We start from the raw sequence: 18,576 nt of genomic DNA on the forward strand, positions 1-18,576 counted from the left end.
GTCGAATGCGTCGCCCGCATACGCATCTGTCCGTGTGGGAGCGGCGTAAGCCGCGATCGCGCCGTCACCACGGCGGCGCACTCGCGACTCACGCCGCTCCTACCCCAAAGCAGGCGCAATCGAAGGATCGAGTGGAAGCTGGCTTGCGATGCGTATCGCGCTGCCTGTCGTTCGCGCGCGCCGCGCATCGCACCGCGCGCATTCCGATCGCCCAAAAGAAAAGAGCGCGTCCCGTGGAACGCGCTCTTTGGTGCGGAGACGGCCGTCCTCAGCATGGCGCGATCCTGCGCCCCTTCCCCCGAACCGACCTCGTGTCGTTTGCCGACATCCTTGTTGGCGTGAGTGGATGGTGTTCACTCCCCGTCACATTTTCTAGATGCCTGGTCGCGAAACCTGCCGACTCCTGGTGGCACCCGGAAAGCACGAATGCCGTCACCATTGACTTACGACCACCCAGTAAGCTCATATTGCTACCGAAAGCACACAAGGTCTTCTCTCTATTGGTCGCCTAGTGACTTTTGGTAGCAAATGGCTATTTTGTAGGCAAAAACCCCCATCCAACCCCGCTAGGAGCGCAAGGATGACGCCTCAACAACGGATTCGATTGGCCCGGCGCCACGCCGGCATGTCGCAAGCGGCGCTGGGTTCGGCGGTCGGCGTGCAGCGTAGCGCGGTCGGCCACTGGGAAAGCGCGCAGGGCAAGTTTCCCAGCGTCGCCCATCTGCGCGAGGTCGCGCTGATCACCGGCGTGCAGTTCGAATGGCTGGCGACCGGGCGCGGCAAGATGAACCTGTCGGCCGACACCGAAATGGATTCGGTGGCCGCGGCCGAGGCCCTGCTGGTCGACGACCCGCTGGAACTGCGCCTGATCGTGGCCTTCCGCGACACCCCGACCAAGTCCAAGGCGCCGCTGGTGGAAATCGCCGAGCAACTGGCCGAGCTACGCACCGGCCGTCCACGCGCCACCCTCACCAAGGGCACACGCGTGGTCTTGTGAGCCGCGCCGCCTGCTGCGCTGCGGCAGACGATGTCACAAAGGCCGACTAGACTCCGGCGACTACCTGGGGAAAGGGAGTCGCCCGATGTCGTTGTCATTACGTCGTTCCTGTCTGAGCCTGTCCTGCCTGAGCCTGCTGATGGCCGCCGCGCTGCCTACCGCCGCACCGGCCGCCGTCTTCATCAACGAATTCCACTACGACGACGCCACCTCCGCGGGCGACGTCGGCGAGAAGATCGAGGTCGTCGCCACCGCCGGCGAAACCCTCAGCAACTACCGCATCTATCTGTACAACGGCTCGACGCCGTCGGCCGCCACCAGTTACGACAACGACCTGCTGCCCGCCGGCAGCCTGGTGTCCTGCGGCGGCAGCGTGCGCATCGGCGTGCTGAGCTATCCCACCAACGGCATCCAGAACGGCAGCAACGACGGCTTCGCGCTGGTCGACGGCAGCGGCAACGTGGTCCAGTTCCTCAGCTACGAGGGCGCGATCACCGCTTCCAGCGGCCCGGCCGCGGGCATGACCAGCACCAACCTGCCGGTCTCGGAAAGCGGCTCGACGCCGGCCGGCACCTCGCTGCGCCTGTCGGGCAGCGGCAGCACTTACGCCAACTTCACTTGGCAGGCCTCCGCCACGCAGAGCTTCGGCGCCTGCAACGCCGGCCAGACCTTCTCGACGCCGAACCCGGCGCCGACCGTGACGTCGACCACACCGGCCAACGGCAGCAACAGCTTCCCGGCCGCCGGCGATCTGGCGGTGAGCTTCAGCGAAGCGGTGACCCTGGGCAGCGGCGCGCTCACGCTGCAGTGCGCGAGCTCGGGCACGGTCGCGCTGACCTATCCGTCCAGCGGCACCAGCTTCACCGCCTCCACCGGCACCGCGCTGGTCGCGGGCGAGAGCTGCACCTACACCGTGGTCGCCGCGCAGGTCACCGACAGCGGCGGCGCGCATCCGGCCGCCAACACCGTGGTCAACTTCAGCGTGGCCAGCGGCGGTGGCGGCGGCGGTTACTACGCCCACGTCAACACCAGCAGCGCCAGCCAGCTGCGTTGCTCGCTGCACGAGACCATCAAGGGCCACACGGTCTATCCCTACAGCGGCGGCACCACCAACACCTGGACCATCCTGGAGATCGCCGACGAGGATCCGAACAACGCCGGCCGCATCCTCGATGCCTATCGCAACCGCAGCTACCTCAAGGTCACCGATCGCGCGGGCAGCGGCAGCGGCCTGAAGTACAACCGCGAACACACCTGGCCGAACTCGCTGGGCTTCGGCAGCACCACCGGCAACCTCGGCCTGCCCCACGCGCCCTACACCGACACCCACATGCTGTACCTGACCGACGCGACCTGGAACGCCGACCGCGGCAACAAGCCGTACGCGGACTGCACCCTGGCCAGCGGCTGCGGCGAGCGCATCACCGAGGCCAACGCCGGCTACGGCGGAGGCAGCGGCGTGTACCCGGGCAATTCCAACTGGGTCAAGACGCCCGACGGCAACGCCGGTTCGTTCCAGGTCTGGAACCACATGAAGGGCAACATGGCGCGCGCGGTGATGTACATGGCGATCCGCTACGAAGGCGACAGCCATCCGGTCACCGGCCAGGGCGAGCCGGATCTGGAGCTCACCGACAACCGCAGCCAGATCGTGATCACCTCGTCGTCGCCGGCTTACATGGGCCTGCTGAGCACGCTGCTGGCCTGGCACACCCAGGATCCGCCGGATGCCGCCGAGCAGGCGCGCAACGAAGTGATCTTCAGCTTCCAGGGCAACCGCAACCCCTTCATCGATCATCCGGAATGGGCGAGCAATGCGTTGTTCACTTCGAGCAAGCCGGCTAGCTGCGTGTTGATTCCGTAATCGCGGCCACTGCCGCTATGACGAACGCCCGCGCTATGCGGGCGCTCGTTTTTTGGGAAGGCAAAACCAGCCGGGCACTCTCCAACTGCAGGTGCCTACTCGCTGCGATGGCCTGCCGCTTTCTGTGGGAGCGGCGTGAGCCGCGATGACGCCGCTTCGGCTACGACGCGGCCGCGGCTTGCGCCGCTCCTACAGGGGGAGGCTTTGCCTCTCTGCCTAATGCGTCGGTCGTTGTGTTTGGTGACGTCGGCTTTGGGGTAGGAGCGACGTGAGTCGCGATTGCGCGACTTTGGCTACGACGCGATCGCGGCTTACGCCGCTCCCACAGGGGAACTGTCGTCGCCGGTTCGCAGCAACGTCACCTCCACATATCGCCGCGCGTGCTTTGGGGTAGGAGCGACGTGAGTCGCGACCGCGCGACTTCGGCCGCCACGCGGTCGCGGCTTGCGCCGCTCCTACAGGGGGCCCTCGCGCCGTCGAGGCGGCGCGTGCCTCTTTCCATCATGGACATGCGGGAACGCCGGGCGCGCCGCCTAGGGCATCGCCTCATTCGGCGCGGGATCGGTGCGCACCCATTGCGTGGGCAGGCCCTGGCGCGCGCAGTTCGCGCAGTCCCAGGCCTGGTCGGCGCGCGTGCGGAATTCGAGTTTCGGTGCGGCCGGGTCCTCGCAGGCGTTCTCGAACGTCGCCGCCGCCGGCAAGGGAATGTCGAAACCGTCGTCGCGCGCGCAGTAGTACTCCAGGAATTCGAAATCCGGGCGCTTCTTGCTGGCGATCATGTCCAGGTCGAAGATCACCGTGTCCGCGTCCAGCAACAGCAGCGGCGCGACCGCGCGCGACAAACGACCCGCGGCGGCCGCCGCGCGCACCTGCTCGGCGCTGCGGTAGTCGGCGGGCACGTAGCGTCCGGCGTACGGCGTCGCCGCGCTGGCGTACGGCGCAGGCTCCGTGCGCAGGTTGCGCGACAGCGCCTCGTGCAGGCGCGCGCTGCGTTGCGGCCCCAATCCGGACACCCAGGGCAATTCGCGTTCTCCGCGCATCGGCTGCAGCCGGCCCCAGGCGTCCAGACCCTCCAACCTGTCGTACTCGAACGGCACGATCACGCGGCCCTGCAGATCGAGCACGCCGTACTTGCCGTTGCGTCTGGCCTCGACGACGGCGAACTCTTCCCAGGGCAGGCCGAGCTTCTCCCAGCGGAAGTCGTACCCGACGCTCAGATACTCGTAGTCCCCGGCGAACACGGGTTTGCCGGTGCGCAGGTCGATGAGCGCGTCGCGCTCGCGCTGCGGGCCATCGCCGTCGTCGTCGCGCTCGCTCAGCATCAGATAAGGCAGCGGCAGGCTGGAGTTGGGCGCGGTCTCGCTAAAGCGCGGCTCCACGCGCCAGCGGCCTTGGCGATCGACCAAACCGATCTTGTCGCCCTGGCGCACCACGTACAGGCCGAGTTCGGGATAGCGGTCGTACATCTGCGCGTAGCGCGGCGGCAGCACTTCGCTGCCATCCGCGGCGAGCATGCCGTAACGGCGCACGCGGTCCTCGCCTTCGATACCGACCTCGTATTCGTCGGCCTTCGCCTCCGGCGTCTCTGCGTTCACGCCCCAGGCGTTGTGGGCCGGCTCGATCGAGTCGTAACGCGCCGGCACGCGCCATTTGCCATCGCGGTCGACCAGGCCCCAGAGGCAGTCGCCGGCATCGCTTTTGGCGCGCGCGCCGCGGAACAGGCCGCCGGCGCGATACGGGTAACCGCAGTCGAACGTGGCCAGGGTGCGGCCCTGCTCGTCGGCCAGGGTCCAGCCCGGCTGTACCGCCACGGCGGCGACCACCGGATCGTCGGTCGCGACCGCCGTCGCCGGCTCGCGCGCCGGCGTGATGACCCAGCGCGCGAGGTCGCGATGAAACGTCGCTTCGGAGAAGGTACGTCCGCCCAGAATCGGCCGGCCGGCGCCGTCGACGCCACGACAGCTCGATCTTTGGCCATCGCACACGGCGAAGTACCCCGTGGCGGCGCCAGCGCTGTCGTTGAGCGAGGACACCAGGTGTTCGCTCAACGGCACCACGTAGCGGCCGGTGCGATCCATCAGGCCCTGCCGACCGGCGTCGCCGACCAGTACCGCGCCCGGCGCATCGTTGACGCTGTCGAGGATCGGCTTGACCACGATCTGGCCGCGCGCGTCGGCCAGGCCCCAGCGCCGCGCCTGTTCGAACGAGAACAACCGGGTACCCGGCAGGTAGCGCAAATCCTTCTGAACCGGCGCCATCAGTGTTTGGCCGCGGCCATCGATCAAGCCACCGTCGCCGCCCAGCACCGGGCTGCCGCCGACCCCGACGATCAAGGCATCCACGGCCGGATCGACCACCTCCAGACTGTCGTAGGGGCCACCGATGCGCGCGCCGCGTGCGTCGTACAACCAGTAGGCGCCGTCGCGCTGGGCCATGAAGCCGCCGTTGCCGAGCGCGGTGAGCAAACCGGCCGGCGCCAGCACCACGCGGCCCTGGGCGTCGCGCAGGCCGTCGCCGCGCCAGCGCGTCAACTCGTTCTTGATCGAGAAGATCTGCAGCGGCGGCTCCTGCGCCGCGGCGGCGAAGGCGGCCAACGACAGCGCGGCGGCCAGCAGCAAGGGGCGGATACGCATCAAGGAACTCCGATGAGGCAGGCAGGAACGAAGCCGTCGCGATGCGCGAGCCAGCGCGCGCGCGCCGCGAGCAGCAAGGGCGCGCCGCTGGCGGCGGGCAAGTCTTCAGGGTCGATCTCGAACAGGGTTCCCGGCGCCTGCGCCTTTCCGCCGTTGCAGCGCGCGGCGGCGGCAAAGCACAACGCGGCCGCGTCGCCCGGTAGCGTCGGGCCCAACCACGGCGTCCATGCACTCGCCCATTGGGCGTCGCGCGAGAGGGTCTGCAACGTGTCGAACACCGGCGTGGACGTCCGCAGCAACAGGCGTTCGCTGTCGGCGGCGTAGTAGGCCTTGGCTACCGGCACGATGAGGCCGGTGCGGCAGTCGATCTTGTGCTCGATGCGCAGATCCGCATCGTCGGGCAGCGCAGGCGGCGGCTGTCGGTCGTGGCCCGCGCGCTGCGCGACCTCGATCGTGCCGCCGCCGCGATGGCGCAGGCCGGCCACGTGCCAGGCGCCGGCCTCGTGGTCGCCAACGGTCAGCCACGGCGCGCCTTTGTAGGGTCCCGCCGCCGGGCCCGCGGGCCGCGGCGACGGCATCGAGTCGCGCGCACGCTCGGCGTCGTACTGCGCGCGCAGACGCTCGTACAGGCCGTTGCCGTCCGGCGGCGGCGAAGCGCCGATCGCCTCGAAGTCGTAGGCATAGGGCCCGCCGTTGTCGCTCATCGTCGAACGCGCATCGGCGCCGACCGCGGGATCGCGGCTGGCCGCGCAGGCGAGCCAGATTTCGCTGTGGCTGGGCCAGCGATGCGCGGCCACGTCGGAGCGGGTCAGCGCGATCTGCTGCAACTGGTCGTCGCGGCGGGTTTCGCGGCGCGCGACCAGGCGGTTGTCGCGATCGAGCAGGGACAGCGCGGTGTCGACGTAGAGGCCGCTTTCGCAATCGATCAGGCGTTCCAGATATTCGTACCAGCCGCGCTGGTGCTGCTCGGCGGTCCAACCGGCGGCGGAGGTGCGCGGATAGCGACTGGCCGATTCCAGCAGGCCGTCCGCACGCAGCTTCTGCGTCGACAGATGGATCGCATGCGCCTGGCTGGCTTCGCCGCCCATGAAGGGCAGCCATTCCGGGCGCTCTGCCGCGGGTGCGGCGGCGGCGAACAGGCATAGCGACCACCCCCACCGTCCTTGATGCGATGCCATGCACGATCCTGTTGCGAGTCAGGCGCTCAGGATAACCCGGCGCGATGCGCGGCCCGGTGGCGGATCGCAGGTGTCGATGATGTGCGTGGGCTTTGGGGTAGGAGCGACGTGAGTCGCGACTGCGCGACTTCGGCTGCGGCGCGATCGCGGCTCACGCCGCTCCCACAGGGGAACCGTCGTCGGCTGTTCGTAGCGACGCCTTCTCCACATATCGCCGCGCGGGCCTTGGGGTAGGAGCGACGTGAGTCGCGACCGTGCTACTTCGGCTGCGACGCGGTCGCGGCTTGCGCCGCTCCTACAGGGGGAGGCTTTGCCTCTATGCCTAATGCGCGGGTCGCTGTGTTTGGTGACGCCGGCTTTGGGGCAGGAGCGACGTGAGTCGCGATTGCGCGACTTTGGCTACGACGCGATCGCGGCTCACGCCGCTCCCACAGGGGAACCGTCGTCGCCTGTTCGTAGCGATGCCTCCTCCACATATCGCCGCGGGGCTTTGGGGTAGGAGCGACGTTAGTCGCGACCGTGCCACTTCGGCTACGACGCGGTCGCGGCTTGCGCCGCTCCTACAGGGGGAGGCTTTGCCTCTGCCTAGTGCGCAGGTCGCTGTGTTTGGTGACGCGGGCTTTGGGGTAGGAGCGACGTGAGTCGCGACCGTGCTACTTCGGCTGCGGCGCGGTCGCGGCTTGCGCCGCTCCTACAGGGGGAGGCTTTGCCTCTATGCCTAATGCGCGGGTCGCTGTGTTTGGTGACGCCGGCTTTGGGGTAGGAGCGACGTGAGTCGCGACCGCGTGGCCTCGGCTAATGCGCGGTCGCGGCTTGCGCCGCTCCTACAGGGGCGGGGTTGGCGCATTGCGGGGGGGCTGACATTGGTTTCGCCTTCGCCGCGAACCCCGATCAATCGAACACGATCACCGGCTTGCCCAGCGCGCGTTGTTGCGCGACCGAGGCGATCGCGGCGGGGGCAGCGTCGAAGCCGAACACCTCGCCCACCACCGGTACGATGCGATGGCGCTCGAGCTCGGCCAGGAACTCCGCGAAGTCGCGCGCGCTGCCGACGCTGACGCCGTGGATGTTGAGCTGGTGGGCCATGATCGGCGCGATCAGGTTGCCGGCGACTTCGAAACCGTTGAGAAAACCGACGATGGCGATGTGCGCGTTGTCCGCGGCCGCGCCCAGCAATTCGATCAGGCCCGGGCCGCCGACCACGTCGACGATGCCGTCGACGCCGCGGCCCTCGTTGCGTTCGCGCACCGCTGCGGCGAGGTCGGGTCGCTGGCGGTAGTCGATCACCGTGCTGGCGCCCAGCGCGCGCAGGCGTTCGGCCTTGTCCGGGTCGGCGCTGGTCGCGATCACGCGCACGCCGCGCGCCACCGCCAGCTGCATCGCCATCAGCGAGACGCTGCCGCTGCCCTGCACCAGCAGGCTCGCACCGGGCGCGAGTTCGAGTTTGCGCAGGGCCGCCCAGGCGGTCAGGCCCGAGACCGGCAGGGTCGCGGCCTGGGCGGCGCTGAGGTAGGTCGGCGCCGGCAGCACCGCCGCGGCGGGCAGCAGGATCGAACGCGCGAGCCAGCCGTCGCGCGGGCCGCCGAGCTTGTGGGCATGGTTCTCGGAGCGGAAGGGACCGTCCAGCCAGGGGGTGGTGTAGTGGCCGAGCACGCGGTCGCCGACCTGCAGGCCGCTCACGCCCTCACCCAGCGCCTCGATCCGGCCGACGCCGTCGGACAGCGGCACGAAGGGGCGCGCCAGCTCGGGCTGATAGAGGCCGGTGGCCAGGGCGTAGTCGCGGTAGTTGATCGAGGCGGCCTCGGTGCGGATGCGCACCTCGCCGGGGCCGGGCGCGGGCTCGGGCAGGCGCACGCGGCGCAGGCTGTCCAGGCGGTGGCCCTGCAATTGGTAAGCGTCCATGGGTGTCTCCGGATCGGGGAGACACAGGCTATTGTTGAAGCAGAAGTGGATATAGGATCAATCCATCAACTCATCATTGAGTGAATATCAATAATGTTGGGCGGCCTGTACTCCGAGCTCGAGGCCTTCGAGGCCATCCTCACCCAGGGCAGCTTCACCGCCGCCGCGCGCCAACTGGGCGTGACCACGGGCGCGATCACGCGCCGGCTGCATGCGCTGGAGACCCGGCTGGGCGCCAAGCTGCTGAACCGCTCGACCCGCCGCCTCAGCCTCACCGAATCCGGCCGCGACTACTACGCCCAGATCGCGCCCGCGCTGGCCCAGATCGCCTCGGCGGCCGAGCGCGTGCACGACCTGGGCGGCGAACCGCGCGGCGAGCTGCGGGTGTCGCTGCCGATGAACTTCGGCCGCCTGTACGTGACGCCGCGCCTGCCCGCATTCCTGCAGCGCTGGCCCGGCATCGCCCTGGATGCGCAGTTCGACGACCGCTACGTCGATCTGATCGGCGAGGGCTACGACCTGGCGATCCGGATCGGCGCGCTCGACGATTCGCGCCTGGTCGCGCGCCGGCTGGCCGACACCCGCCGCATCCTGGTCGCCTCGCCCGACTACCTGCAGCGCCGCGGCGCGCCGCGCGCGCCCGGCGAACTGGTCGGGCACGACTGCCTGCACTACACCCTGTTCCGCGACGTGGCGACCTGGGAATTCCACCGCGGCCGCGAAACCCTGCGGGTGCCGGTGCGCGGGCGTCTGCGTTCGAACTACGGCGCGCCCCTGGTCGAGGCCGCGCTGCACGGCGGCGGCATCCTGCAGACCGCGACCTTCGCCGTCGCCCAGGAACTCGCCGACGGCCGCCTGTGCGAGGTGCTGCCGGACTGGAGCCTGGTCCCGATCGGCCTCTACGCGGTCTACCCGGGACGCGAGTACCGGCCGCGCAAGGTCGAGGTCTTCATCGACTTCCTGGAGGAAGCGATCGGCCGGCCCGCGCACTGGGAACGCCTGCTCGGCGGACCGCCCCACGGCTGAGCGCGGAACAGTCCGTGGCCGCATCCACGGTCGCCGCGCCCAGAGGCGGGCATTACACTGCGCCCCTCATGCCCGCACCCTCGCCCGTCCGCCTGGTCTTCAGCAGCTGCCCCGATGCCGCCAGCGCCGACGCGATCGCGCAGGCCCTGGTCGGCGAGCGCCTGGCCGCCTGCGTGAGCCGCCTGCCGGGCCTGCGCTCGACCTACCGCTGGCAGGGCCAGGTGGAAAGCGCGGACGAGGTGCAGTTGCTGATCAAGACCAGCGCCGACCGCCTGGACGCCCTGATCGAGCGCCTGCGGGCGCTGCATCCCTATGAACTGCCGGAGGCTGTCGCGGTCGAAGCCTGCGGCGGCCTGCCCCAGTACCTGCACTGGGTGGCCGAACAGACTCGTGACGATGACTGAACTGAAAGCCTTGCTCCGGCGCGCGCGCGCCGGTTACGCCGCCGCTGCGCTCGCGTTCGGCCTGTCCCTGGCCGGTCCGGCCCTGGCGATCGACGAGTCCGATCTGCTGCCGGTCGAACAGGCCTTCGTGCTCAGCACCGAAGCGCCCGCCGCCGACCGCATCGTGCTGCGCTGGAAGATCGCCGACGGTTACTACCTTTATAAGCACCGCATCTCGGTCAAGGCCGATCCCGCGTTCGCGGCGCAGGCGCTGCAGCTGCCCAAGGGCGACAAGCACAAGGACGAGTTCTTCGGCGAGGTCGAGACCTACCGCAAGGCCCTGAGCGCGACCCTGCCCGGCCGCGCCGGCGCCACCCGCGTCGATCTGCAGATCAAGTACCAGGGCTGCGCCGACGCCGGCATCTGCTACCCGCCGGTGACGCGCAATGTCAGCGTGAACCTGCCCGCGGCCGCGAACGCGGCGGCCGGCAACGACGAACCCCTGGTCGCGTTCGGCAACGCCGGCGCAGGCGGCGCGCCGCCGCTGGGCGGCGGCCTGCTCGGCAACGCGCCCAGCGCCGCGGCCGGCGCCGATGCGCTGCCGCTGCCGCCGGAACAGGCCTTCGGTTTCGAGGCCATCCCCGGCGACGGCAACACCCTGCTGCTGCGCTTCACCCCGGCGCGCGGCTACTACCTGTACCGCGACAAGACCTCGTTCAAGCTGGACGCGGCCGCGAGCAAGGCCGGCATCGCGCTGGGCGCGCCGCAATGGCCGCGCGGCAGCGCGCACCGCGACGAGCACTTCGGCCAGGTCATCGTGTTCTTCGACCAGATCGACGTGCCGCTGCCGCTGCGGCGCACCCGCGAGGACGCGGCCCGGTTCGTGCTGACCGCGAACTTCATGGGCTGCCAGACCGACGGCATCTGCTATCCGCCGATGACGCGCCGGGTTTCGATCGATCTGCCGCGCGGCAAGATCGTGGCCGAAACAGCGGTCGCGGCGACCGACGCCGCCCAACCGGCCGCCGCTACCGATGCCCCGACCGCCGATGCCGCGGCAACGACGGCGCTGGCGGACCCTGCATCGACCGCCACCGCGCAAGCCGGCGTCGACAGGAGCGCAGCGCGGTCCGACGCAGCCGCGATCCAGGCCGCGCGCAGCGCCGCGCCCGAACAGGCCGAAGACAGCCTGCTCGCCGCCGCCCTGTCCGGCCCCAACCGCTGGTTCACCCTGCTGGTGTTCCTGGCGATGGGCGTGGGCCTGTCGTTCACGCCCTGCGTGCTGCCGATGATCCCGATCCTGTCGGGCCTGATCGCCGGCCACGGCCCGGGCATCGGCGTGCGCCGCGCGTTCTCGCTGTCGCTGGTGTACGTGCTGGCCAACGCGGTGGTGTTCGCGATCGCCGGCGTGATCGCGGCCAGCGTCGGCGCCAATCTGCAGATCCTGTTCCAGACGCCGTGGGTGATCGTCGCCTTCTCGCTGCTGTTCGTACTGCTGGCGCTGTCCAGCTTCGGCCTCTACGAACTGCAGATGCCGGCCGCGCTGCGCAATCGCCTGGGCAGCCTCAGCGACCGCCAGCGTGGCGGCTCCTGGCTGGGCGTGGCGGCGATGGGCGCGCTGTCCTCGCTGATCGTCGGCCCCTGCGTGGCGCCGCCGCTGGCCGCGGCGATGCTCTACATCGGCCAGAGCGGCGACCAGTGGTTCGGCGGCGCGGCCTTGTTCCTGCTCGCGCTGGGCATGGGCGTGCCGCTGCTCGCGTTCGGCGTGGCCGCCGGCAAGGGCGTGCCGACCAGCGGGCCGTGGATGGTCGGCGTGCAACGCGCGTTCGGCTTCGTGTTCCTGGGCCTGGCGGTGTGGATGCTCACCCGCATCCTGCCTGGCCCGGTGGTGCTGGCGCTGTGGGGCGCGCTGCTGTTCGGCGCGGCCGCGGCGATCGGCCTGATCGCGAGCCGTGCCGGCGGCAGCGGCGGGCTGCGCGCGCTGGGCTGGACCGCGGCGCTGCTGCTGGGCCTGACCGGCGCCGCGCAGATTGTCGGCGCGCTGGCCGGCAGCAGCGATCCGCTGCAGCCGCTGGCCGGCCTGCGCGGCGGCGGCGCCGCGCATCGCGAGCTGCCGTTCCGCACCATCAAGTCGGTGGCCGACCTCGACCGCGAGGTCGCCGCGGCCCAGGCCGCGGGCCAGCCGCTGATGCTGGACTTCTACGCCGACTGGTGCGTGTCCTGCAAAGAGATGGAGAAGTACACCTTCACCGAACCCACGGTGCACGAGGCGCTGTCCGGCTTCGTCCTGCTCAAGGCAGACGTGACCGCCAACGACGAACTCGACGCGGCGCTGATGAAGCGCCTGGGCATCCACGGCCCGCCGGCCACGCTGTACTACAGCGGCGGCGCCGAACGTCGCGAGCTGCGCTTGTTCGGTTTCGAGGAAGCGCCCAAGTTCGTCGAACGCGCACGGCGCGCGCGCTGATATGGGTTCGACCGCGAAGGTGCTGCTGGTCGCCGGCATCGCCGGCGTGCTCGGCGCCGGCCTCGGGATCTGGCTCAACGGTCCCGGCCCGCTGCTGCGCAGCGAGGCCGGACAGCGCGTGCTGCAGGGCGTGATCGCCTCGACCGCGCCCGCACCGCCGCGGGACCTGCCTGTGGCCTCGCGCGGCGCGCCGGTGCCGGTGATCGAACTGCCGACGCTGGACGGCAAGCCGCTGCGTCTGCCCTCGGCGTACCCGGGCCGGCCGGTGCTGATCAATCTCTGGGCCAGCTGGTGCGGCCCCTGCATCAAGGAAATGCCCGAACTGGACCGTTACGCCGCCCAGCAGGGCGCGAGCGGCACCCAGGTGGTCGGAATCGCTCTGGACGACGCCGACGCGGTGCGCGAGTTCCTGCGCCGGGTGCCGGTGCGCTACCCGATCGTGCTGGACCGGGCCGGCCCGCGCGACGCCGGCGTGCAGTTGGGCAACCCCAAGGGCGTGCTGCCCTACACCGCCCTGGTCTCGGCCGAGGGGCGGCTGCTGAAGCAGAAGATCGGGCCGTTCGAACCCGGCGAACTCGAGGCCTGGGTCGGCTCGGCGCAGTGAGCGCCGCTCACAGCGAGGGGTATCGGCCCTCGTCGTCGACGTAGTAGACCTGCTGCAGATACCAACGCCCGTCGGCGCGGATCAGCCGGTACTCGTAGTCGGCTTCCAGCACGGTGCCGGCGATGGTGTGGGTGTCGCGCGTGCGCACCACCGCGCGGGCGCCGTCGATATCGGTCGACAGGATCCGCTCGTCGGCGGGGCTGTGATTGGCGCGCGAGCCGAACGCAAGCGGTTCGCCGCGGAAGCCGGGCTGGCAGTACGCGCGCAGCAGGCGGTCGTAGTCGGCCTGGGCCCGGGCGACGCCGCGCTCCTGCCCTTCGGTCTCGACGGCGCGCTGGGCGCGGTCGTTCCAGGCCTGGTAGTCGGCCAGGAACGCGCGCACCAGGCCGTCCGGCGTCGACGCGGGCACGGGCTTGGCGGCCAGGGCCACCGACATGAACAGGCATAGCAACAGACCCAGCCCACCGCGCATCGCATCCCCCGTTTGACATCGGCCGCGCCGGAGGCCACTTTGCCCGAACCGCCATCGCGCCGCCTGCCCGCGCCATCGTCGGCGATCGCGCCGGCAACGTGCCCGACGGCCGCGAAATTTAGAGTCGCCACTCAAACAACTGCTTAAATCGTAACAACTTCGCCGATTTGGCGGCGAACTTCTGGACATGGCACCGGCCTTCACGCACACTGCCGCCCTTTGAAGGCCACCGCTCCGGTTCCGATGGCGACGCTTCTGGTCCTGCACGGCCCCAACCTCAACCTGCTCGGCACGCGCGAGCCGGAGGTCTACGGCCGCACCACGCTGGCGCAGATCGATGCCGACCTGCGCAGCCGCGCCGAGGCCGCCGGGCACCGCTACGACAGCCTGCAGTCGAACGCCGAGCACGTCCTGGTCGATCGCGTCCAGGACGCGCGCGAAGACGGCACCGCCCTGATCCTGATCAATCCGGCCGCGTTCACCCACACCAGCGTGGCCCTGCGCGACGCCCTGGCCGCGGTCGCGATCCCCTTCATCGAGATCCACCTGTCCAACCCGCACCGCCGCGAAGACTTCCGCCGCACCAGCTACTTCAGCGATCTGGCGCTGGGCGTGATCTGCGGCTTCGGCGCGGACAGCTACCGCTACGCGCTGGATGCGGCGCTGCAGCGGCTCGACCCCCAATCCTGAAACCACCGCCCCGTCGCCGGGGCATTACCTGAGGCCCGTCCATGGACCTGCGCAAAATCAAGAAACTCATCGACCTGCTCGAGGAATCCAACCTCGCCGAGATCGAGATCAAGGAGGGCGAAGAGTCGGTGCGCCTGGCGCGCACGCCCAAGGGCGGCTACGCCGTGGCCGCGCCGATGATGCAGGCCGCGCCGATGGCCGAGCGCGCGCCGCAGGCGATGCCGATGCACTCGCCCACCGAAGCGGCCACCGGCGGCAGCGCCAAGCCCGCCAACGACCTGCCCGACGGCCACGTCGTGCGCGCGCCCATGGTCGGCACCTTCTACACCTCGCCGTCGCCGGACAAGCCCGCCTTCGTCAGCGTCGGCCAGGCGGTCAAGGCCGGCGACACCCTGGGCATCATCGAGGCGATGAAGATGTTCAACCCGATCGAGGCCGACGTGTCCGGCACCGTGCTCAAGGTGATGGCCGAGAGCGGCCAGCCGATCGAGTTCGATCAGCCCCTCTTCGTCATCGGCTGAGGCGACCTCCATGCTGGATAAGGTCGTCATCGCCAATCGCGGCGAAATCGCGTTGCGGATCCTGCGCGCCTGCCACGCGCTGGGCATCCGCACGGTCGCGGTGCATTCCACCGTCGACCGCAATCTCAAGCACGTCGCCATGGCCGACGAGTCGGTCTGCATCGGCCCCGCGCCGTCGACCGAGAGCTACCTCAACATGGCCTCGATCATCGCCGCGGCCGAAGTCACCGACGCCCAGGCGATCCACCCCGGCTACGGCTTCCTCAGCGAGAACGCGGACTTCGCCGAGCGCGTCGAGCAGTCGGGCTTCATCTTCATCGGGCCCAAGGCCGACACCATCCGCCTGATGGGCGACAAGGTCGAGGCGATCCGCGCCATGAAGGAGGCCGGCGTGCCCTGCGTGCCCGGCAGCGGCGGCCCGCTCGGCGACGACAACGCCACCAACATCAAGATCGCGCGCGAGATCGGCTACCCGATCATCGTCAAGGCCGCCGGCGGCGGCGGCGGTCGCGGCATGCGCGTGGTCCACACCGAGGCCCATCTCAACGCCGCGATCCAGACCACCAAGTCCGAGGCCAAGGCCGCGTTCGGCAACGACATGGTCTACATGGAGAAGTTCCTCGAGAACCCGCGCCATGTGGAAATCCAGGTCCTCGCCGACGGCCAGGGCAACGCGATCCATCTGGGCGAACGCGACTGCTCGATGCAGCGCCGCCACCAGAAGGTGGTCGAGGAAGCGCCGGCGCCGGGCATCAGCCTCGAGCAGCGCGCCGAGATCGGCAAGGTCTGCGTCGAGGCCTGCATCCGCATCGGTTACCGCGGCGCGGGCACGTTCGAGTTCCTGTACGAGAACGGCCGCTTCTACTTCATCGAAATGAACACCCGCATCCAGGTCGAGCACCCGGTCACCGAGCTGGTCACCGGCATCGACCTGGTGCGCGAGCAGCTGATGATCGCCGCCGGCCACAAGCTCTCGATCAAGCAAAGCGACGTGGTGCTCTCCGGCCACGCGATCGAATGCCGCATCAACGCCGAGGACCCGGACAGCTTCCTGCCCAGCCCCGGCCTGATCCAGCACTTCCACGCCCCGGGCGGCCCGGGCGTGCGCGTGGACAGCCACATCTACGAGGGCTACCGCGTGCCGGCCAACTACGACTCGATGATCGGCAAGCTGATCGTGCACGGCCCCGACCGCGAGACCGCGATCGCGCGCATGCGCGTGGCCCTGAGCGAGATGGTCGTGGACGGCATCAAGACCAACATTCCGCTGCAGCAGCGGATCCTGTCCGACGCCGGTTTCCAGCAGGGCGGCATGAACATCCATTACCTGGAAAAGCGCCTCAAGGAACAGAAGGAAAAGTCGATCTCGATCGTCTGATCGCGACGGCGGTGACACGCGGGGCGGCGTCGGGCGACCGGCGCCGCCCTTTTCGTTGGCGCGTGTCCGTAGGCCGCCAAGCGCCACGGTTTTTGCGTACTCTTTGCCCGCCCGCCCCGTGCCCCGGTCCGGCCCCGCAGCGGCGGCGGCGATCCCCAAACCCAACCAGGTACCGCCCCGTATGAAACACGGAATTTTCGTACTGACCGCCGCCGCGATCCTGTCGCTGAGCGCCTGCAAGAAATCCGAGGAGGCCGCCGCACCCGCGGCCGAGCCCGCCGCCGCGACCACCGCCGCCGCGCCCGCGCCCGAAACCGCCGCCCCCGCGGCCGCCCCGGCCGAGCCCAGCGCCGAGGATGCCGAGCGCGCCCAGGCCCAGGCCAAGCTCGACTTCGCGACCATGGAGGACGGCTATATCAACGACCCCAAGGGCCAGTGGGCGAGCGCGGCCAAGGCCAGCACCTCCTACGGCTCGGCCAACGGCAAGGATTCGAGCGCGCAGGAGTCCTACTCGCCCTACCACGCCACCGGCGCGGCCAATAACGAGTCCTGGAGCAACAACAGCCAGAGCGTCGGCTTCGACTGGATCGAGCTGAGCTACGACAAGCCGGTCAGCGCCAGCGAAGTGCGGGTCGCGTTGGAAGGCGGCAATGGCGCCAAGGGCATCACCAAGATCGAACTGATCGACACCGCCGGCCAGGCCCACACCGTGTGGAGCGGCCTGAGCGACAGCAAGCGCGACGAGCGCGGCGGCCGCACCTGGATCGTGCGCAAGTTCGAACCCACCGCCTACCAGGCCAAGAGCGTCAAGCTGACCTTCGCCAACAACGTCGAGAACGGCTACAGCTACGTCGACGCGGTGCAGCTGATCGGCGGCTGATCGCGAAAAAAAGGCCGCCCGATGGGCGGCCCTGCGGTTCCAGCATCCCGGCGCGGCTGCGCGCCTGGGATGGACGGCCCGCTCCGGATGCGGATTCGATCCGGAGCCCGGCCTGGGCGACACGGCGTCTCACCGTGCGCTCAATCCAACTGGCGCGGCACCGTGACCTCGCCGACTTCGCCCAGGTCGCCGACCCGGACGCCGTTGAGATCGGGCGCGGGCACCGTGATCGGGCCGCCCTGCGCGCGCGACTGCGTGCCCTGGATGGGCTGCGCGCCGGCGCTGGAGGCCGGGCTGACGATCATCACGTACTCGCTGGAGCCGTCGGGCCAGACCACCTTGAAGGTGCTGCCGGGAGGCAACGACGAGAACGGCGTGCCGCTCTGGGCGCGATACATCGCCGCGATCTGCGCCGAGCTCGCGCGCCGGGTCTGTTCCGGCGAGTGCACCGTGGTCACCGCGACCTGCGACAGCTCGCTGTAGTCGTCGGCGAGCACGTCGATCACGACCCCGGCCGCGCCCACCGAATAGGCGGCGAACAGCAGCACCCAGAAGCACAGCTTGGCCTTGTGTACGAAGCGCTTGTCTTTCATTTGGTTATCCTCGTTCCGCCGACAAGACCGTTGACCATGTCGTTCATCACTTCCGTTCCCTGGCGCGGCACCGCCGCGTCGAATACGAAACTGCTGAAGTCCTGGTTCGGGTCCTGCGAGCAGATACCTCCGTTGGCGCAATAAGTCGTCATCAGCACGCTGTTGGGGCTGCAATCCAGCCCCAGTCTGCAAGCAGCCAGCTGCCAGGCCAGTTCCGAGAACTGGGTACCGGCGATCGGCCCGTAAAAATTCCTGCGTCCGCTGGAGGCGATGCCCATCTTCGGCGAGATCGCGAAGAAGGCCTCCGGGTCCAGCGAATTGCGCACCCGGTCGACCAGGTCGCGCACATAGGCTTCGTCGTTCTGCAGCGGCTCGTCCATGCCCAGCAGCGAGGCTTCCGCGGGCAGGCTGCCGGCCTTGGCCGCGCGGATGCGGGTGCGCTGGATGGTCGCGTACGACAGGTCGTCGGCGGGCGTGAAGCGCGCGCAGCGTTGGCCGACGCGATTGCGCGCGGCCACCATCGCCTCCGAGGTGCGCAGGTTCATGCCGGCGATGGCCTGGGTGTCGCGGCCGTAGTCGGCGGGCGCGGCGGCGTAGCCGGCGCAATAGTCGAGCACGCGGCTCAGCATCCAGGTCGATTCGGGCTCGCCCGCGCGCACCGCCGCACCCAGCTCCTGGGCGTAGGCGTACAGATCGTCGCTGTGTTCGAAGCGTTCGCGCAGGCGTTGCGCGGGCGTCAGCGCGCGCGTGCGCTGGGGCGCGTCGGCATCCAGATCGCCCACGCCGCGGTCGACGCGCGCGGCCGTCGCGGCGACCGCCTCGGCGGAGGTCGCGGCGATCTCGGGCGCGGCCTCCGGCGCGATCTGGCCGCGTCGCGCGTACAGCACGCCGCCGGCCAACAAAGCTACGGCAGCCACCGCCCACATCGGTCGCACGATAGCGGACACGCCAGCCCGAACCGCGGGCGGCGCCTCCTTCTCGAGCTGGG

15 protein-coding genes and 1 pseudogene are annotated in these 18,576 nt (G+C 69.8%); 10 read left to right on the forward strand and 6 right to left on the reverse strand.

Annotation, left to right across the window (positions count from 1 at the left end):
* The first annotated feature begins 580 nt into the window (after positions 1 to 580).
* Both BMZ45_RS19925 and BMZ45_RS19930 read left to right on the forward strand, forming a co-directional pair.
* Positions 581 to 997 (forward strand): helix-turn-helix domain-containing protein, encoded by a 417-nt coding sequence (locus BMZ45_RS19925; protein WP_091638275.1) that lies wholly within the window; start codon positions 581 to 583, stop codon positions 995 to 997.
* A gap of 85 nt (positions 998 to 1,082) precedes the next feature.
* Positions 1,083 to 2,861 (forward strand): endonuclease, encoded by a 1,779-nt coding sequence (locus tag BMZ45_RS19930; protein ID WP_254776708.1) that lies wholly within the window; start codon positions 1,083 to 1,085, stop codon positions 2,859 to 2,861.
* A gap of 533 nt (positions 2,862 to 3,394) precedes the next feature.
* Here BMZ45_RS19930 and BMZ45_RS19935 read toward each other — a convergent pair.
* The 3 genes from BMZ45_RS19935 to BMZ45_RS19945 all read right to left on the reverse strand — a co-directional run bounded on the left by BMZ45_RS19935 (position 3,395) and on the right by BMZ45_RS19945 (position 8,574).
* A complete protein-coding gene (locus BMZ45_RS19935; protein WP_091638277.1) occupies positions 3,395 to 5,494 on the reverse strand; it encodes a WG repeat-containing protein in 2,100 nt (699 codons plus the stop codon).
* Entirely contained in the window at positions 5,494 to 6,672 is a 1,179-nt protein-coding gene (locus BMZ45_RS19940; protein ID WP_139215601.1) for a hypothetical protein, read from the reverse strand. The genes BMZ45_RS19935 and BMZ45_RS19940 overlap by 1 nt, the downstream gene beginning before the upstream one ends.
* A gap of 891 nt (positions 6,673 to 7,563) precedes the next feature.
* Positions 7,564 to 8,574, reverse strand: coding sequence for a zinc-dependent alcohol dehydrogenase family protein (locus BMZ45_RS19945; protein WP_091638279.1), 1,011 nt, complete (start codon positions 8,572 to 8,574; stop codon positions 7,564 to 7,566).
* A 93-nt stretch (positions 8,575 to 8,667) separates the two neighbouring features.
* On the opposite strand from BMZ45_RS19945, the gene BMZ45_RS19950 reads away from it, so the two are divergent.
* The 4 genes from BMZ45_RS19950 to BMZ45_RS19965 all read left to right on the forward strand — a co-directional run bounded on the left by BMZ45_RS19950 (position 8,668) and on the right by BMZ45_RS19965 (position 13,054).
* Entirely contained in the window at positions 8,668 to 9,600 is a 933-nt protein-coding gene (locus BMZ45_RS19950) for a LysR family transcriptional regulator (protein ID WP_091638280.1), read from the forward strand.
* Between the two features lie 68 nt (positions 9,601 to 9,668).
* Positions 9,669 to 10,004, forward strand: a complete 336-nt coding sequence (gene cutA, locus BMZ45_RS19955) for a divalent-cation tolerance protein CutA (protein ID WP_057164145.1) — start codon at positions 9,669 to 9,671, stop codon at positions 10,002 to 10,004.
* On the forward strand, positions 9,997 to 12,450 hold the full coding sequence (gene dsbD, locus BMZ45_RS19960) for a protein-disulfide reductase DsbD (protein ID WP_175489173.1): 2,454 nt from the start codon (positions 9,997 to 9,999) through the stop codon (positions 12,448 to 12,450). Before cutA ends, dsbD begins: the two co-directional genes overlap by 8 nt.
* 1 nt (position 12,451) lies before the next feature.
* On the forward strand, positions 12,452 to 13,054 hold the full coding sequence (locus BMZ45_RS19965) for a TlpA disulfide reductase family protein (RefSeq protein WP_091638282.1): 603 nt from the start codon (positions 12,452 to 12,454) through the stop codon (positions 13,052 to 13,054).
* 7 nt (positions 13,055 to 13,061) lie between these two features.
* Here the strand turns inward: BMZ45_RS19965 and BMZ45_RS19970 are convergent, their stop codons facing one another.
* Entirely contained in the window at positions 13,062 to 13,526 is a 465-nt protein-coding gene (locus tag BMZ45_RS19970; RefSeq protein ID WP_175489174.1) for a hypothetical protein, read from the reverse strand.
* Positions 13,527 to 13,769: 243 nt separating this feature from the next.
* Here BMZ45_RS19970 and aroQ point away from each other — a divergent pair, with 243 nt between their 5' ends.
* The 4 genes from aroQ (at position 13,770) to BMZ45_RS19990 (ending at position 16,995) form a co-directional block, all read left to right on the forward strand.
* The gene (gene aroQ / locus BMZ45_RS19975; protein WP_091638284.1) at positions 13,770 to 14,216 is read left to right on the forward strand and encodes a type II 3-dehydroquinate dehydratase; all 447 of its coding nucleotides are present in this window, start codon (positions 13,770 to 13,772) and stop codon (positions 14,214 to 14,216) included.
* A 41-nt stretch (positions 14,217 to 14,257) separates the two neighbouring features.
* The gene (gene accB, locus BMZ45_RS19980; RefSeq protein ID WP_091638285.1) at positions 14,258 to 14,737 is read left to right on the forward strand and encodes an acetyl-CoA carboxylase biotin carboxyl carrier protein; all 480 of its coding nucleotides are present in this window, start codon (positions 14,258 to 14,260) and stop codon (positions 14,735 to 14,737) included.
* A 10-nt stretch (positions 14,738 to 14,747) separates the two neighbouring features.
* Positions 14,748 to 16,115, forward strand: coding sequence for an acetyl-CoA carboxylase biotin carboxylase subunit (gene accC / locus BMZ45_RS19985; protein ID WP_091638286.1), 1,368 nt, complete (start codon positions 14,748 to 14,750; stop codon positions 16,113 to 16,115).
* Between the two features lie 181 nt (positions 16,116 to 16,296).
* Complete coding sequence (locus BMZ45_RS19990) at positions 16,297 to 16,995, forward strand: hypothetical protein (protein ID WP_091638287.1); 699 nt, start codon at positions 16,297 to 16,299, stop codon at positions 16,993 to 16,995.
* 245 nt (positions 16,996 to 17,240) lie between these two features.
* Here BMZ45_RS19990 and BMZ45_RS19995 read toward each other — a convergent pair.
* Positions 17,241 to 17,588 (reverse strand): annotated as a pseudogene (locus BMZ45_RS19995) (hypothetical protein); the annotation flags it as partial.
* Entirely contained in the window at positions 17,585 to 18,514 is a 930-nt protein-coding gene (locus tag BMZ45_RS20000; RefSeq protein WP_254776715.1) for a hypothetical protein, read from the reverse strand. The gene BMZ45_RS20000 and the pseudogene BMZ45_RS19995, both read right to left, overlap by 4 nt.
* Positions 18,515 to 18,576: the final 62 nt, after the last annotated feature.

This window comes from Lysobacter sp. cf310 (genome assembly GCF_900114355.1).
Classification (GTDB): Bacteria; Pseudomonadota; Gammaproteobacteria; order Xanthomonadales; family Xanthomonadaceae; genus Lysobacter.